Consider the following 15,824-nt stretch of genomic DNA (forward strand, 5'->3'; position numbering starts at 1 on the left):
TCGGGACTCCGTTAAGCATAGGCAAAAGTGGCGCCCCGCACGCGCGGAGTTTAATTCTTTGGCAACCATCGGAGCAGCGCGCGCTCCGACACGGGGCGAAGGAGTATCGATATGCGTCACCTGTTGAAGCCGGCCCTGATGGCCTCGGCGCTGCTGGCAGCGATGCCCGCGGTTGCGCAGGTGGCTTCGCCCGGCCCCGTCTGGGGCGGCAGCGGCGGCCCGATCCCGGCGCCGGGCGGAGCCTATGGCGGGCGCAGCGTGCCGATGCCGCCGCCGCCGCGCGTTCCCGGCCCGCCGCCCGTCGTCCAGAACGGTCCTGGCGTGCCGACCGCCGGCGCGCGCGTCTGGCAGAATGGTCGCTGGATGGCGCTGCCGCCGCGCGGCCACGGCCAGGTCGGCCGGCCGAACGGGAATCGCTGGGGCGGCATGATCGGCGGCCGCTGGTATGCCGGTGCGCAGGCGCCGGGCGGCTGGAACGGGTATCGCCGGCTTGGCCGGGGCAACCATCTGCCCGGCTATTGGATGGGCGGCGGCTTCCGCATTCCCGATTATCTGAACTGGGGCCTCGCCGCGCCGCCCTATGGCTATTTCTGGGTCCGCTATTATGACGACGCCGTGCTGGTCGACGATCGCGGCGACGTGTGGGATTCGGTAAGCGGCATCGGCTGGGCCGATGCGGATTCCTGGGCGGATTCGAGCGGCGGCTATTCGAGCGCCTATAGCCGTTCGGGCACCGGTGCCGGCTATCGCGAGCCCATCCGGCCGATCGATCCGAACGACTATTATGACGATTATCCGTCGAACTATGCGCCGCCGGCACCGCCGCCGGGCGTGCAGGTCCAGGGCTATTACGGGTCGGGCGGTGCCTATTACGGCTCGGGCAGCTATCAGTCCGGCGCCTATTATTATGGTGCGCCGGTGGGCTCGACCGTGATCGTCACCATGCCTGCCGTGACCACGACCACTGTCGTGACCGAGGAAGTGACGACCTCCTATGTCCGCGCGGCGTCGCGCCGGGTGGTGCGCAAGGCGCCGGTGCGGCGATACAAGCCGCGGGTGCAGTGCTGCGTCTGCGGTTGCCGCTGACTTCGCGCCGCGCCGCATGGCGAATGCGCGGCGATCCCATATTGCGAGAATAGGCTCCCCTCCCCGGAAGGGCGGGGAGCTGGCGCGCTTCAGCGCCGTCCGAACGCCACCAGGCTCTCCGCTCCGTCCGCGCCGATCGCGGACACCCCGACGAAATTGTCGTCGACGATCACGCCTTTCAGGCTGACTTCGGTGCCGGTGACGTCGAGATGGTTCGTCCAGTCGCGCGCATCGGCTCGGCGCCAGTGGACGCGGTACTTGGCCGCGCCGGGCACCGCGGCCCATTTCACCGAGGTGTCGGAGGCGAGCGCGCCGCCGATCGTCACCTTGTCCGGCGCGGCCGGCGCCGCGGCCAGGCGGCGGATCGTCGCGACGTTGAGCGCCGTCACTCCGGCCAGATAGGGAAAGTCCATGCGGTCGACCGTGTCGCCCTTGCCGGGGGCGAGATCCTGGTGCTGCGCGTCGTAATTCTCGATCCCCACCGAGAAGCGCACCGCCGGATAGCCGAGCTTCTGGAACGGCGAATGATCGCCGCCGCGGCCGAACCGGTCGGGCCGGCGGACGAGAAAGGCGTCGAGCCCGCCAGGGAGCGTGCCTGCGACCTGGCCGATCGCCTTGGCGAGCGCGCGCGAGGGGCCGTCGTCCTCGCCGCCATCGGCACGCAGGCCCTGGAGCGCCTGGGGGGCGTCATTCTCGCCGAAGCTTTCGGAGAAGATGCGCACGCGGTCCGCCACCTTGCGTCCGTCGGTGCCGACCGTGTTGCCGACGATGTCGTTGTTGAGCACCGCGGTGACCGTCCAGCCACGTTCCCTCGCAGTCTCGGCGAGCAGCTGGCCGCCGAACAGCCCCTGCTCCTCGCCGGAGAGCGCAGCATAGACAATCGTCGCCCGGAACTTTTCCCTGGAGAGGATGCGCGCCGCCTCGAGCACCAGCGCGACGCCGGAGGCATCGTCATTGGCGCCGGGGGCATCGGCGGTGGTGTTCATCACGTCGCCGACCCGGCTGTCGATATGGCCCATCACGATGACGACTCGCCTGGGATCGCTGCCCGCCTGAAAGCCGAGCACGTCGACGATCTGTACGCCGTTCGGCGCACGGGGGCCGGTGAAGCCGCGCGCGATATTGGCCACTTCGATGCAATCGCACTGGTCGCCGAGCTTCGCGAGTTCGGCCGCGAACCAGCGGCGGGCGGCGCCGATGCCGCGGCTGGGGTGGTCCGCGTCCGAAAGGGTGTGGCGGGTGCCGAAGCCGACCAGCTTCTCGACGCTGGCCTTCAGCCGGGCGGGATCGGGCCTTTCCTGGGCCTGGGCAATGGCGGGGACAGCGAGGAGGAGCGGAGCGAGGGCGAGAATGCGCATGCGGCGAGAGTGGCGGGGGAGCGGGGGTGGGTCAATCGCCCCGGCCGTGCCCCCGGGGACAAGCGCCGGGGCGACGAGCTGGGGGCGCCTCGCGCAGTAGTTCGACGCGATAGTTCAACTCAGCCGGTCGATCGCATCCATGTCGAGCGCGCCGGGAATCACCATCAGCGGCACGGGCAGCTTGCCGGCATCCGATCCGGAGAAATGCGTGACCATCGGGCCCGGCGGCCCGCTTGCCGCGGCACCGAGGACCAGGGCGGCGATGTCGCGATTGGCGGCGATCATCTCGTGGACGATCTTGGGCCCGTCGCCTTCGCGCACGGTGATCGAGGGCTGGAGCCCCGATTCGGCGAACAGCGTGCCGGCCGCGCGCGCGACCAGCGCCTCGGCGCGTTCGCGCGCTTCCTCCTCGATCGTGGCCATCACGCCGCCCCATTGGACGAAGTCCGGCTTGGGAATCAGCGCGAGGATCTCGACGTTGCCGCCGGTCTTCACTGCACGCCGCGCGGCGAAGCGCAGCGCGATCTCGGCTTCCGGGCTTTCGTCGATCACCACCAGATAGGTGCGCATGGAAGGTTCCTCTTGGTCGTGCGTTACGTGCCCCGTAGCGTCAATTCCTGCAAGCGCGTCTCTTGACCCGGGGCGGGGGCGGCGCAAAGAGGGCCCGAACCTGTTCCGGGCTCCAATGACGGGAACCTTCATGTCGATCGAAATCAAGATGCCTGCGCTTTCCCCCACCATGGAAGAGGGCACCCTCGCCAAGTGGCTCGTGAAGGAGGGCGACACGGTGAAGTCCGGCGACCTCATGGCCGAGATCGAGACCGACAAGGCGACCATGGAGTTCGAAGCGGTGGATGAAGGCGTCATCGCCAGGATCCTCGTCCCCGAAGGCACCGACAATGTGAAGGTCGGTACCGTGATCGCCGTGCTGGCGGGCGAGGGCGAGGACGTCTCCTCGGCCGCCGCGTCGCCGGTGCCGACTCCGGCGCCCGCGCCTGCGGCGGCTGCCGCTCCGGCTCCGGCTCCGGCCGCCGCGCCGGCTCCGGCGCCCGCCCCGGCCCAGCCGGCCGCCGCCTCGGGCGACCGGGTCAAGGCGAGCCCGCTCGCCAAGCGCCTTGCCGCCGAAAAGGGCGTCGACCTGACTGGCGTCGCCGGCTCGGGCCCGAACGGCCGCATCGTGAAGGCGGACATCGAGGGCGCGAAGCCGGGCGCCGCCCCTGCCGCCGCACAGGCGCCCGTTGCGGCCGCTCCTGCCGCAGCCGCAGCCGCTCCGGCCGAGCACAAGCCGGTCTGGTGGGACGAATCGATCCCGCACGAGGCCGAGAAGCTCTCGAACATCCGCAAGACGATCGCGCGCCGCCTCACCGAGTCGAAACAGACCGTCCCGCACATCTATCTCACGCTCGACATCCGGCTCGACGCCCTGCTCAAGCTGCGCGGCGACCTGAACAAGGCGCTCGAGGCGCGCGGCGTGAAGCTGTCGGTCAACGACCTGCTGATCAAGGCGCTCGGCGTGGCGCTGGCCCAGGCGCCCAGGTGCAACGTCACCTACACCGGCGACCAGCTGATCAAGTATAGCCGGTCCGACGTGTCGGTGGCCGTCTCGACTCCGACCGGGCTGATCACGCCGATCATCCGCGACGCGGCGAACAAGGCGGTCTCGGCGATCTCGACCGAGATGAAGGACCTGGCGGCGCGCGCCCGCGACGGCAAGCTGAAGCCCGAGGAATATCAGGGCGGCACCGCGTCGCTCTCGAACATGGGCATGTTCGGCATCAAGCAGTTCGAGGCGGTGATCAATCCGCCCCAGGGCATGATCATGGCGATCGGCGCCGGCGAGAAGCGCCCGTACATCGTCGACGACGCGCTGGGCGTGGCGACGGTGATGTCGGCCACCGGCAGCTTCGATCACCGTGCGATCGACGGTGCCGATGGCGCCGAGATGATGAAGATCTTCAAGGAGCTCGTCGAGAATCCCTTCGGGATGATCGCCTGAACCGGAGGGCGCGGCCATGCGCGTGCTGATCGAAGTGGTGCACATCGCGATCGGGCTGATCGCCGCGGCGTTGATTTCCGCGGCGGCCGCCTGGTCCTATCCGCGCGCGACCGGCGACATCTGGCTGGTCGGCTATGCCTGCATGATCGCCGTGGTGCTGATGGGCGTCGGCCCGGTGCGCCGGGCCTTTGCCGAGGACAAGGCCCGGCTTGCCGGGGCCAGGCCGGCCGGCACGGAGCCGCGTGCCGATGGTTGAGGGTGGCGCCACGCCCCCGCAGCAGCAGCCGGCGATTCGCGTGAGCACCATGCCTGCGGATGCCAATGCCTATGGCGATATCTTCGGCGGCTGGCTGATGGGCCAGATGGACCTCGCCGCCGGGCTGGTCGCCGCGCGCCATGCGCGCGGGCGGGCGGTCACCGTCGCGGTGGAGGGCATGAAGTTCCACGCGCCAGTCTCGGTGGGCGACGAAGTCTCGGTGTTCGCCGACATCGTCAAGGTGGGGCGCACCTCGATGACGATCGACGTCCAGTCCTGGCGCCGCGCCCGGCATTCCGAGGAAAGCTGCCTGGTCACCCAGGCGCAGTTCGTGTTCGTCGCGGTGGACGAGCACAAGCGGCCGCGGCCGGTGGACGCGGCCCCGGCCAACCCTATCTGATACAGAACCTATAAGCGGAAGGACTCCCCCCTTGGCTGACACCTATGACGTGATCGTGCTCGGTTCGGGCCCCGGCGGCTATGTCGCGGCGATCCGCGCCGCGCAGCTCGGCCTCAAGACGGCGATCGTCGAGCGCGAGCTGCTGGGCGGCATCTGCCTCAACTGGGGCTGCATCCCCACCAAGGCGCTGCTCCGCTCGTCCGAGATCTATCACTATATGCAGCACGCCAAGGATTACGGGCTGGTCGCCGAGAAGATCAGCGCCGACCTGGACGCAGTGGTGAAGCGTTCGCGCGGCGTCGCCAAGCAACTCAACCAGGGCGTCACGCACCTGATGAAGAAGAACAAGATCACGGTGCACATGGGCACCGGCGTGCTGACTGCGCCGGGCAAGCTGACCGTGACTTCGGAGGACGGCAGGAAGACCGATCTCGAGGCGAAGAACATCATCGTCGCCACCGGCGCCCGCGCCCGCGACCTGCCCTTCGCCCCGGCGGACGGCAAGCGGATCTGGACCTATCGCACCGCGATGACTCCGCCCGAGATGCCGACCAAGCTGCTCGTCATCGGCTCGGGCGCGATCGGCGTGGAGTTTGCCAGCTTCTACAACGACATGGGTGCCGAGGTGACCATCGTCGAGATGCTCGACCGGATCGTGCCGGTGGAAGACAAGGACGTCTCCGCGCATCTGGAGAAGCAGTTCAAGAAGCAGGGGATGGACATCCGCACCGCGACCGGCGTCGAGAAGATCGACGTGACGGGTTCGGGCGTGAAGGCCTCGATCAAGGGCAAGGACGGCAAGGTCACCGTCGAGGCGTTCAGCCACGTCATCGTCGCGGTCGGCATCGTGCCGAACACCGAGAATATCGGGCTGGAGACGCTGGGCGTGAAGACCGAGCGCGGCCATATCGTCACCGATGCGGCCTGCAAGACCAATGTGCCCGGCCTCTATGCGATCGGCGACGTCACCGCGCCGCCGTTCCTCGCGCACAAGGCCAGCCATGAGGGCGTGATCGCTGCCGAGGCGATCGCCGGCAAGCATCCGCACGCGATGGACGTGCGCAACATCCCGGGCTGCACCTATTGCCACCCGCAGATCGCGTCGGTCGGCCTCACCGAGGCCAAGGCCAGGGAAGCAGGCTATGAAGTGAAGGTCGGCAACTTCCCCTTCATCGGCAACGGCAAGGCGATCGCGCTGGGCGAGGCCGAGGGCTTTGTGAAGACGGTGTTCGACGCCAAGACCGGCGAGTTGCTCGGCGCGCACATGATCGGCGCGGAAGTGACCGAGATGATCCAGGGCTATACCATCGGCAAGACGCTGGAGACGACCGAGGCGGAGCTGATGGAGACGGTGTTCCCGCACCCGACGATCAGCGAGACGATGCACGAAGCCGTGCTCGGCGCCTATGGCCGCGCGCTCCACATCTAGCCGGTCTTCACGCTTTGTTGCCGATCTCCTGCCATGTTCGCCCGAACTGGTCGGAGATTCGGCGTGCGCATGTTCAAGCTGATCCTGTCGCTGCTCCCCCTCGTCTTCATCGGGGGGCTGCTGTTCTATTTCACCGGCTTCGAAGGCTGGAACGGTGGGGATTTCACCCAGGGGCTGGGGCCGACGATACTCGGGCTGGGCGCGATAGGGCTGCTCTTCTGCGCCCCGCTTGCCTTCCGGCTGTTCAAGCTGGTCATCACTCCGCGCGGTCCCGCGACGGCGAAGAAGGGCGATGTGGAGGAGGAGGGGTCGAGCTTCGACGCCGATGCCGCGCTCGACCGCTATCTCGCGCGCAAGGCGGCGGCCGGGGAGGCGATGCCCGAAGCGCCCACGGCCTTCCCCCGGGGCGACGCCCCGCCGCGCCCGGTGTTCGGCCGCAAGATCGGCTAGGAGCCCTGCGTTGAGGCGCGTGTCGCCCGCGGCCCGGGCGGCGCTCGCCGCTTTGCTGCTCTGCCTCGCCATGCTCGCGCTGTTCTGGCCGGGCGTCGCGATGTTCGACACGCTCAACCAATATGCCCAGCTGCGCTCCGGCAGCTATGACGACTGGCACCCGCCGGTGATGGCGCGGCTCTGGGCGCTGTTCCATGCGGCGGGCTGGCACGGCCAGGCGCCGATGTTCCTGATCCAGATGCTGCTCTGCTGGATCGGCCTGGGCCTGTTCGCGGCGGCGCTGGCCCGGCGGGGGGCGCGGATCGCGGCGATCGCGGTGCTGCTGCTCGGCATCTGGCCGCCGATCGCCGGCTGGCAGGTGATGGTGCTGAAGGACGCGCAGATGGCAGGCGCGCTGCTCGCCGCCACCGGCCTCGCCGCCTGGTGGCGGCTGCAGGACCGGCCGCTGCCGCGCTGGGCGGCGCTGCTCGTCGGCCTGTTGCTGCTCTATGCGACGCTGGTCCGCATCAACGCGGTGTTCGCCACCGTGCCGCTCGCTTTCGGGCTGTTGGGGGCGGGGACGTGGCGGCGCCCGGTGCGGCGCGGGGCGATGATGCTGGCGGCAATGGTCGCGGTGCTCGCGGCGCTGCCGCTGGTCAATCACGGGCTGCTGCGCGCCGGCGCCAGCGAGGTCGGACGGGCGCTGCCGACCTATGATCTGGCCGGCATCGCGCATCATGCCGGCCCGGAGGCCGTGCCGGTGCTGCCGGCAGAGGTGTGGCGCGCGGCCGAGGCGGAGCGGTGCATCCGGCCCATCCTCTGGGATCCGCTCGGCGATCGCTGCGACTTTGTGGCGGAGGGGCTTGCGATCACTGCGCCGGGCCGCAAGCTCACCGAAGCCTGGCTGCTGACGATCGCGCGCCATCCGGTCGCCTATGCCGAGCATCGGCTGGCGCATTGGAATGCGACGATGCGCTGGCTGGTCCCCTGGCGCTATCCGCTGGCCGCGCCCCAATGGGATTCGGAGCCCAACATGCTGGGGATCGGCTCTCCGTCGCCACGAAGCGAACCATTCCAGCAGCTTGCGGGGATGCTCGCCGAGAGCCCGCTCGGCGCGCCGATATTGTGGCTGACCGCGGCGCTCGCGGTGCTGGCGCTGGCCTGGCGGCACGACGGGGCGCGCAGCCGGCTCGCGGTCACGCTCGCGCTGTCCGCGGTGCTGACCGAGCTGGCGTTCCTGGTGATCAGCGTCGCCGCCGACTATCGCTACCATCTGTGGGCGATGCTCGCGACCGGGCTGGCCGCTGCGCTGGTGGCGGGCATGCCCATGTCGCGGCGCGGCCGGGGGATCGCGCTTGCGGCATTGCTGCTGATCGGAGCGACGAGCTTCGCGGCGCGGATCGCGCTGCCACCTGTCGGAGAAACTTACACCGATGCGGCCGGATAAATCCGCCGCTACGGGAAACCCCTGATAGGGGGAACCGTTACGCATGGGTAACATGACGTTAACGGAGAGACGGGTGGCCCAACGCGACGACCATGAGGAGATCCGGCGCAAGTTTCACGAAGTGGTGAACATGGCGCCGGAAGAGATCGAGGACTGGCTGGAGACCGCGGAGAGCCGCAAGGTCGGCCTCAAGCGGGATGGCGGGGAGAGCGTGGGCCATGCCTCTGGCCGCCGGATCGTCGGCATCCTGCGGACGCCGGAGGAGGATCTCGACGGCGGCGACTATGCGCACATGCGCAAGGTGGTCGGCTTCGTCGCCCGCCACCGCGCGCAGGGGCCGCACGAGGAGTATCGGATTCCCACTTCGCGCTGGCGCTATTCGCTGATGAACTGGGGGCATGATCCGCTGAAGGCGTGATATCCCCGCTCGGGCCGTCAGCTCCGCCGGGCATATTCCCCGGTCAGCGTCTCCCAGTCGTTCCAGTCGGGATCGCCCGGATAGCTGTGCACCGCACCGGTCTCGACCCAGGGGAGCTTCTCGCCGGCCCAGGTCTCCAGGAACGGCGGCCGGTCGTCGGGCGCGTCGAGCATCGTCGTGCGGACATTGACGAACCAGTCGATCCCTTCGGCCCGGGTGAAGACCCAGCTCTTGCAGCGATCGCAGTGATAGTGATGGGCGACGGGGCCGTGCAGGCCGCCGATCACCGGCTCGCCCCGGAGCAGTTCGAAGGCCGCGGCGGGCATGGTCAGCGTGAGCGAGAAGGCGCTGCCGGTCATCTTCTGGCAGCCGGTGCAGTGGCAGGCGCTGGTCAGCATCGGCGCGCCGGTCAGGCGGAAGCGCAGTTCGCCGCAGCGGCAGCCGCCGTCATGTGCCTGGGTCCAGTCGGTCATTCGGTATCTCCCTCGGTTCGCCGCGTCGCGCCGCGATAGCCGGAACGGCGCCCGCATGCTCGCGTTCCTTTTCCTGAAACAGGAGGAATGCCTGGATGGACAGATACTTCTTCGCGCTCGGCCTGGGGCCGGCCTTCGCACTGGGCGCCTGTGGCGGCAGCGAGCCGATCACCACGGTCGACAATATCGTCGCCCCCGACACGATCCTCCCTGGAAACGGCGCGAACGTTGCGGCTGGCGCGGTAGCGACGACCGGCCAGGCCTTCGCCGACACGGTCGGCGCGAGCAACGCCTATGGGATGGAAGCGGGCAAGCTTGCCCGGCAAAAGGCGACCGCGCCTGCGCTCAGGGATCTTGGCGGAGCAATGGTGCGGGCGTGTGCCGAATCGACTGCCGGCCTGGGGGCCGCGGGCGCGAGGGCGCGGCCGGCGATCGTTCCCGATCCCAGGCCGAGCGCCGGCCAGGCCGCGGACCTGGAGACGCTGCGCCAGGCGACGGGCGCGGACTTCGACGCCACCTACAAGGCGCAACAGGCGGCCGCGCAGGAGAAAGTGCTGGCGGCGGTCGAGGATTATGCCGCGAACGGCACCGTGCCGGCGCTCAGGGCCTTTGCCGCGAAGAGCGTGCCGGAAGCGCGGGCGCAGCTGGACAAGGTGAGGGGGCTATAGACGCGCCTTCCCGCTTCACTCCGGCGCGGGGAAGAGGAGTGCAAAAGGAAAGGGCGCGTTCCGCCGGGGAGCGCGCCCTTTCCGGTTTCGCGAGAAACCAAAGCCTATTCGTTCGCCGCCGCCGCAAAGGGAGAAGGCGCAGCCTCGACCGGGCGCGGGCCCGCCGGGGCCGCTGCCGGGACGGTGCTCATGTGCTTCAGGCGCCCGTCGATATGGCCGCCATTCTCGATGGTGATGTTCTCATATTCGACATCGCCGGTGATCTTGGCCGAGCGCTCGATGGTGAGCTGGCGCACGCGCACCGTGCCTTCGATCGCGCCGGCGAGACGCGCGGTCTCGGCGGTGACGTTGCCGAAGACCTGGCTGTCGGCGCCCTGGGCCAGGCTGCCGCAATTGACGTCGCCTTCGATGCGGCCGTCGATGTGCAGGTCCGCGCTCGCCGAAACATTGCCGGTCACGGTCACGTCCGGACCGATCACCGAGAACATGCCGCGCTTGCCCCCGTTGCCGCTGCTCTGCTGCGGCGGTGCCGGCGGCATCGCCGGACGTTCGTCGCGATCGCGACCACGATTATTACCGTTGAACATTCACGCTACTCCCCAATTCGGAACCCGAATCCCTGGCGATTTCCCTAGCATAATGCAGGGGAGCAGGCATCGGCGAAAAGCGCGGCCAAAAGCGGGGCACGCGTTCCAGAGAGGGATTGTCGTTCGCGGCGGGGCAGCGGGCGCGGCAACGCCATGCGGCGGCCAGCATCGTCCCGCCGGCGGCCGTCGCGGCGAGGGGGCCGGCGCCAAGCGCGGCAAGCGTGCCGGCGAGCGCCAGCGCCGCGGCGAATCGCTCGGCCGGCAACAGCGTGACGGCGAGCGCCGCGGGCACGAGCAGGGCGGCGGCGCCGATGTGCGGAAAGACGATCAGCGGCACGAGCGCGGCGGGTAGCGCCGCCCGGGCGGCCGGGCCGGGGGGCAGGGCGGTCAGCTGGGCGAGGTGCCAGGCGAGGAAGCCCGCGCCACCGGTGAGCGCGAGCCCGAACAGCTCCCAGGAGAGCAGGCCGGCGGGGCTGGCGAGCGGCGGGCCGAAGCCGCCCAGCAGCAGAGTCGCGGCCAGCGCGGCCAGCGCGGCGGCAAGGGGCTTGAAGCGGGGAGCGTGACGAACCATCCGCCGGCTCTAGCCCGGCGGAGGTTGACGCTCTCTTATCCTCCGGCCGACTCAGTTGACCCGCTCGCTGCCCGTCGCTATAGGCGCCCCCGTTCCGCGAGGGGCCGGTATTCCGGCGCATATCCCGCGCGGGGCAAGAGCTGAACGTTGCTGGAGACGCAATGGCCCGGGGGGTCAAGGACACCCGGGGCCTTTTCGTATTTCTCGTACCAGGGTTCCAGCAAAGTAACCGCCGGCCATGCCGGTAACATAAGGTGAAGGGCTTCATGCCGACGATCAACCAGCTGGTCCGCAAGGGCCGCGAACTGCAGAAGACCAAGTCGAAGGTCCCTGCGATGGAGCAGAACCCGCAGAAGCGCGGCGTCTGCACCCGCGTCTACACGACGACTCCGAAGAAGCCGAACTCGGCGCTCCGCAAGGTTGCCAAGGTCCGCCTGACCAACCAGCGCGAAGTCATCTCGTACATCCCGGGCGAAGGCCACAACCTGCAGGAGCACTCGGTGGTGCTGATCCGCGGCGGCCGTGTGCGCGACCTTCCGGGCGTGCGCTATCACGTCCTGCGCGGCGTGCTCGATACCCAGGGTGTCAAGGACCGTCGCCAGTCGCGTTCGAAGTACGGCGCCAAGCGTCCGAAGTAATCACAGCCATAGTAAGCCCCGGACGGGTTCCGGATCGGCTGAAGTTTGTAAAGGAAGTTTCAGATGGCTCGTCGTCGTCGCCCCGAAAAGCGGGAAATCCTGCCGGACCCCAAGTTCGGTGACATCGTTCTTTCGAAGTTCATGAACTCGGTGATGCTGGACGGCAAGAAGTCCGTCGCCGAGGGCATCGTCTATTCGGCCCTGGAAACCGTCGAGACCCGCGCCAAGCGCGATCCGATCGGCGTGTTCCATGACGCGCTGAACAACATCAAGCCGGGCATCGAGGTCCGCAGCCGCCGCGTCGGCGGTGCGACCTATCAGGTGCCGGTGGAAGTCCGTCCGGAGCGTGCCCAGGCGCTCGCGATCCGCTGGCTGATCTCGTCGGCCCGCAACCGCAGCGAGAACACCATGTCGGCCCGCCTCTCGGGCGAACTGCTCGATGCTTCGAACAACCGCGGCAACGCAGTGAAGAAGCGCGAAGACACCCACCGTATGGCCGAGGCGAACCGCGCCTTCAGCCACTACCGCTGGTAAGTCTTTCTCCAGCGCCGGCACGTCTGGCGCTGGAAATTTTCGTTCCTACATATCGGGGAGCCGGATCGTCCGGCTCCCCACATCCTTAAGGAAACCAGGTCATGGCCCGCAGCCATCCGCTCGAGCGTTACCGCAATATCGGCATCATGGCGCACATCGACGCCGGCAAGACGACGACGACCGAGCGCATCCTCTACTACACCGGCAAGTCCTACAAGATCGGCGAAGTGCACGAAGGCACCGCGACGATGGACTGGATGGAGCAGGAGCAGGAGCGCGGCATCACCATCACGTCGGCCGCAACGACGTGCAAGTGGCGCGCGGAAGAGGGCAAGGGTGAAGAGCACCTGATCAACATCATCGACACCCCGGGCCACGTCGACTTCACCATCGAAGTCGAGCGTTCGCTGCGCGTGCTCGACGGTGCGGTCGCCTGCTTCGACGGCGTCGCCGGCGTGGAGCCGCAGTCGGAGACGGTGTGGCGCCAGGCGGAGAAGTACAAGGTTCCGCGCATGTGCTTCGTCAACAAGCTCGACCGTACCGGCGCGAGCTTCGAGCGCTGCGTCGACATGATCAAGGACCGTCTGGGCGCCCGCCCGGCCGTCCTGTATCTCCCGATCGGCATCGAGGGCGGTTTCAAGGGCCTGGTCGACCTGGTCGAGAACCGCGCGATCATCTGGCTCGAGGAGTCGCTGGGCGCGAAGTTCGAATATCAGGACATCCCGGCCGACCTGGCCGATGCCGCCGCGACCGCGCGTGCCGAGCTGATCGAAATGGCCGTCGAGCAGGACGACGCGCTGATGGAAGCGTATCTCGAGGGCAACGAGCCGTCGGTCGCCGACCTGAAGAAGCTGATCCGCAAGGGCACGCTGAACTTCTCGTTCGTTCCGATCGTCTGTGGCTCGGCGTTCAAGAACAAGGGCGTGCAGCCCCTGCTCGACGCCGTGGTCGACTATCTGCCGAGCCCGCTCGACATTCCCGACGTGCAGGGCGTGAAGCTCGACGGCGAGACCCCGGATTCGCGTCCGGCGTCGGACACCGCGCCGCTTTCGCTGCTCGCCTTCAAGATCATGAACGATCCGTTCGTCGGCTCGCTCACCTTCGCCCGCATCTATTCGGGCACCCTCACCAAGGGCCAGTATCTGAACTCGGTGAAGGACAAGAAGGAGAAGATCGGCCGCATGCTCCTGATGCACGCGAACTCGCGTGAGGACATCGAGGAAGCGCGCGCCGGCGACATCGTCGCGATCGCGGGCCTCAAGGAGACCACGACCGGCGACACGCTGTGCGACACGGCGCACCCGATCATCCTGGAGCGCATGGAGTTCCCGGAGCCGGTGATCGAGCTGTCGGTGGAGCCGAAGACTAAGGCCGACCAGGAGAAGATGGGCCTCGCCCTGAACCGCCTGGCCGCCGAGGATCCCTCGTTCCGCGTTTCGACCGATCACGAATCGGGCCAGACCATCATCAAGGGCATGGGTGAGCTCCATCTCGAGATCCTGGTCGACCGCATGAAGCGCGAGTTCAAGGTCGAGGCGAATGTCGGCGCGCCGCAGGTGGCGTATCGCGAGTATCTCGCGAAGCCGGTGGACATCGACTACACGCACAAGAAGCAGTCGGGCGGCACCGGCCAGTTCGGCCGCGTCAAGGTCAAGCTGACTCCGGGCGAGCGCGGCTCGGGCTTCGTCTTCAAGGACGAAGTGAAGGGCGGCAACGTGCCGAAGGAGTATATCCCGGCGATCGAGAAGGGCTTCCGCGAGACGGCGATGACCGGCTCGCTGGTCGGCTTCCCGATCATCGACTTCGAAGTGCTGCTGTATGACGGTGCGTATCACGACGTCGACTCGTCGGCGCTCGCGTTCGAAATCACCGCCCGCGCGGCGATGCGCGAAGCGGCCCAGAAGGCCGGCATCAAGCTGCTCGAGCCGGTGATGAAGGTCGAGGTCGTCACGCCCGAGGATTATCTCGGCGACGTCATCGGCGACATCAACAGCCGCCGTGGCCAGATCCAGGGCACCGACAGCCGCGGCAACGCGCAGACGGTCGAGGCGATGGTGCCGCTGGCCAACATGTTCGGCTATGTGAATCAGCTCCGCTCGTTCACCCAGGGCCGCGCGCAGTACAGCATGCAGTTCTCGCATTACGACGAAGTGCCGCCGAATGTGGCCGACGAAGTGAAGGCGAAGCTGGCGTAACCAGGAATCAGCCGCTATGGGGCTCGCCTTCCGGCGAATCCCCTGGCGGCGCGGAAACAGAGATCAGAAGGTAGGAAAACAATGGCGAAGGCAAAGTTTGAGCGGAACAAGCCGCACCTCAACATCGGCACCATCGGCCACGTCGACCATGGCAAGACGTCGCTGACCGCCGCGATCACCAAGGTTCTGGCCGAGAACGTCGCGGGTAACGCCGCCGTCGACTTCGCCAACATCGACAAGGCTCCGGAAGAGCGCGAGCGCGGCATCACTATCTCGACCGCGCACGTCGAGTATGAGACCGACAAGCGTCACTATGCGCACGTCGACTGCCCGGGCCACGCCGACTATGTGAAGAACATGATCACCGGCGCCGCGCAGATGGACGGCGCGATCCTCGTGGTCGCCGCCACCGACGGCCCGATGCCGCAGACCAAGGAGCACATCCTGCTCGCCCGTCAGGTCGGCGTGCCGACCATGGTCGTGTTCCTGAACAAGGTCGACCTGGTCGACGACGAGGAAATCCTCGAGCTCGTCGAGATGGAGATCCGCGAAGAGCTGTCGCGTCGCGAGTTCGACGGCGACAATATTCCGATCATCCGTGGTTCGGCCACCGCCGCGCTCTCGGGCTCGGACGACAAGCTCGGCAAGGACGCGATCCTGGCCCTCATGGCCGCCGTCGACGAGTCGATCCCGCAGCCGGATCGTCCGCTCGACAAGCCGTTCATGATGCCGATCGAAGACGTGTTCTCGATCTCGGGTCGCGGCACCGTGGTGACCGGCCGCGTCGAGACCGGCGTCGTCAAGGTGGGCGAGGAAGTCGAGATCGTCGGCATCCAGGAGAACGTCCGCAAGACCACCGTCACGGGCGTCGAAATGTTCCGCAAGCTGCTCGACCAGGGCGAGGCCGGCGACAACATCGGCGCGCTGATCCGCGGCGTGGGCCGTGACGAAGTCGAGCGTGGCCAGGTTCTGGCCAAGCCGGGTTCGATCAAGCCGCACACCGACTTCAAGTCGGAAGTGTACGTGCTGTCGAAGGACGAGGGTGGCCGTCACACGCCGTTCTTCGCCAACTATCGTCCGCAGTTCTACTTCCGCACCACCGACGTGACCGGCACGATCGAGCTGCCGGAAGGCACCGAGATGGTGATGCCGGGCGACAACGTCGCGCTGGGCATCAAGCTCATCGCGCCGATCGCCATGGACGTGGGCCAGCGCTTCACGATCCGCGAAGGCGGCCGCACCGTGGGTGCCGGCGTCGTCGCCGAGATCCAGAAGTAAGCTTGGGCACACGCCGCAAGGCTTGAACCGAGTAAAGCAGCCGCCCGGCGCTCTCAAAAAA

General features: G+C 67.9%; 18 protein-coding genes. 13 read left to right on the forward strand and 5 right to left on the reverse strand.

From position 1 onward, the window contains the following. Window positions 1-111: 111 nt before the first annotated feature. Window positions 112-1,086 carry an RcnB family protein gene (locus BGP17_RS21520; protein ID WP_286713562.1) on the forward strand — a complete coding sequence of 325 codons (975 nt, stop codon included), beginning with the start codon at window positions 112-114 and terminating at the stop codon, window positions 1,084-1,086. Window positions 1,087-1,175: 89 nt separating this feature from the next. Here the strand turns inward: BGP17_RS21520 and BGP17_RS21525 are convergent, their stop codons facing one another. Both BGP17_RS21525 and BGP17_RS21530 read right to left on the reverse strand, forming a co-directional pair. Further along, window positions 1,176-2,444 (reverse strand): M20/M25/M40 family metallo-hydrolase, encoded by a 1,269-nt coding sequence (locus BGP17_RS21525; RefSeq protein ID WP_286713564.1) that lies wholly within the window; start codon window positions 2,442-2,444, stop codon window positions 1,176-1,178. 114 nt (window positions 2,445-2,558) lie between these two features. Then, a complete protein-coding gene (locus tag BGP17_RS21530; protein WP_086128624.1) occupies window positions 2,559-3,014 on the reverse strand; it encodes a universal stress protein in 456 nt (151 codons plus the stop codon). Window positions 3,015-3,144: 130 nt separating this feature from the next. On the opposite strand from BGP17_RS21530, the gene BGP17_RS21535 reads away from it, so the two are divergent. The 7 genes from BGP17_RS21535 to BGP17_RS21565 all read left to right on the forward strand — a co-directional run bounded on the left by BGP17_RS21535 (window position 3,145) and on the right by BGP17_RS21565 (window position 8,819). Beyond that, window positions 3,145-4,440 (forward strand): pyruvate dehydrogenase complex dihydrolipoamide acetyltransferase, encoded by a 1,296-nt coding sequence (locus tag BGP17_RS21535; protein WP_286713566.1) that lies wholly within the window; start codon window positions 3,145-3,147, stop codon window positions 4,438-4,440. A gap of 16 nt (window positions 4,441-4,456) precedes the next feature. Further along, complete coding sequence (locus BGP17_RS21540) at window positions 4,457-4,696, forward strand: hypothetical protein (protein ID WP_167297935.1); 240 nt, start codon at window positions 4,457-4,459, stop codon at window positions 4,694-4,696. Further along, entirely contained in the window at window positions 4,689-5,096 is a 408-nt protein-coding gene (locus BGP17_RS21545; protein WP_167297936.1) for an acyl-CoA thioesterase, read from the forward strand. Before BGP17_RS21540 ends, BGP17_RS21545 begins: the two co-directional genes overlap by 8 nt. Window positions 5,097-5,127: 31 nt before the next feature. Beyond that, the gene (gene lpdA / locus BGP17_RS21550) at window positions 5,128-6,525 is read left to right on the forward strand and encodes a dihydrolipoyl dehydrogenase (protein ID WP_286713568.1); all 1,398 of its coding nucleotides are present in this window, start codon (window positions 5,128-5,130) and stop codon (window positions 6,523-6,525) included. 69 nt (window positions 6,526-6,594) lie between these two features. Further along, window positions 6,595-6,975, forward strand: coding sequence for a hypothetical protein (locus BGP17_RS21555; protein ID WP_286713569.1), 381 nt, complete (start codon window positions 6,595-6,597; stop codon window positions 6,973-6,975). 19 nt (window positions 6,976-6,994) lie between these two features. Further along, window positions 6,995-8,401 carry a hypothetical protein gene (locus tag BGP17_RS21560; RefSeq protein ID WP_286713643.1) on the forward strand — a complete coding sequence of 469 codons (1,407 nt, stop codon included), beginning with the start codon at window positions 6,995-6,997 and terminating at the stop codon, window positions 8,399-8,401. 73 nt (window positions 8,402-8,474) lie between these two features. Next, window positions 8,475-8,819, forward strand: coding sequence for a DUF3140 domain-containing protein (locus tag BGP17_RS21565; protein ID WP_286713571.1), 345 nt, complete (start codon window positions 8,475-8,477; stop codon window positions 8,817-8,819). Window positions 8,820-8,836: 17 nt separating this feature from the next. Here the strand turns inward: BGP17_RS21565 and BGP17_RS21570 are convergent, their stop codons facing one another. Further along, a complete protein-coding gene (locus BGP17_RS21570) occupies window positions 8,837-9,292 on the reverse strand; it encodes a GFA family protein (RefSeq protein WP_286713573.1) in 456 nt (151 codons plus the stop codon). A 95-nt stretch (window positions 9,293-9,387) separates the two neighbouring features. On the opposite strand from BGP17_RS21570, the gene BGP17_RS21575 reads away from it, so the two are divergent. Next, complete coding sequence (locus BGP17_RS21575; RefSeq protein ID WP_286713575.1) at window positions 9,388-9,960, forward strand: DUF4142 domain-containing protein; 573 nt, start codon at window positions 9,388-9,390, stop codon at window positions 9,958-9,960. Window positions 9,961-10,064: 104 nt separating this feature from the next. Here BGP17_RS21575 and BGP17_RS21580 read toward each other — a convergent pair whose 3' ends face one another. Continuing rightward, complete coding sequence (locus tag BGP17_RS21580; protein WP_167297943.1) at window positions 10,065-10,547, reverse strand: bactofilin family protein; 483 nt, start codon at window positions 10,545-10,547, stop codon at window positions 10,065-10,067. Further along, a complete protein-coding gene (locus BGP17_RS21585) occupies window positions 10,534-11,118 on the reverse strand; it encodes a hypothetical protein (RefSeq protein WP_286713576.1) in 585 nt (194 codons plus the stop codon). The genes BGP17_RS21580 and BGP17_RS21585 overlap by 14 nt, the downstream gene beginning before the upstream one ends. Before the next feature lie 266 nt (window positions 11,119-11,384). Between BGP17_RS21585 and rpsL the strand changes: the two genes are divergently transcribed. The 4 genes from rpsL to tuf all read left to right on the forward strand — a co-directional run bounded on the left by rpsL (window position 11,385) and on the right by tuf (window position 15,763). Next, window positions 11,385-11,756 carry a 30S ribosomal protein S12 gene (rpsL, locus tag BGP17_RS21590; RefSeq protein WP_086129340.1) on the forward strand — a complete coding sequence of 124 codons (372 nt, stop codon included), beginning with the start codon at window positions 11,385-11,387 and terminating at the stop codon, window positions 11,754-11,756. A gap of 63 nt (window positions 11,757-11,819) precedes the next feature. Further along, window positions 11,820-12,290: a 30S ribosomal protein S7 gene (rpsG, locus tag BGP17_RS21595; RefSeq protein ID WP_086128636.1), complete on the forward strand. Its 471-nt coding sequence runs from the start codon at window positions 11,820-11,822 to the stop codon at window positions 12,288-12,290. A 101-nt stretch (window positions 12,291-12,391) separates the two neighbouring features. Next, window positions 12,392-14,485, forward strand: a complete 2,094-nt coding sequence (gene fusA, locus BGP17_RS21600) for an elongation factor G (RefSeq protein WP_167297945.1) — start codon at window positions 12,392-12,394, stop codon at window positions 14,483-14,485. A gap of 81 nt (window positions 14,486-14,566) precedes the next feature. Then, window positions 14,567-15,763, forward strand: a complete 1,197-nt coding sequence (gene tuf / locus BGP17_RS21605) for an elongation factor Tu (protein ID WP_086128638.1) — start codon at window positions 14,567-14,569, stop codon at window positions 15,761-15,763. The last annotated feature ends 61 nt before the right edge of the window (window positions 15,764-15,824 follow it).

This window comes from Sphingomonas sp. 67-41 (assembly GCF_001899725.1).
Classification (GTDB): domain Bacteria; phylum Pseudomonadota; class Alphaproteobacteria; order Sphingomonadales; family Sphingomonadaceae; genus Sphingomonas; species Sphingomonas leidyi.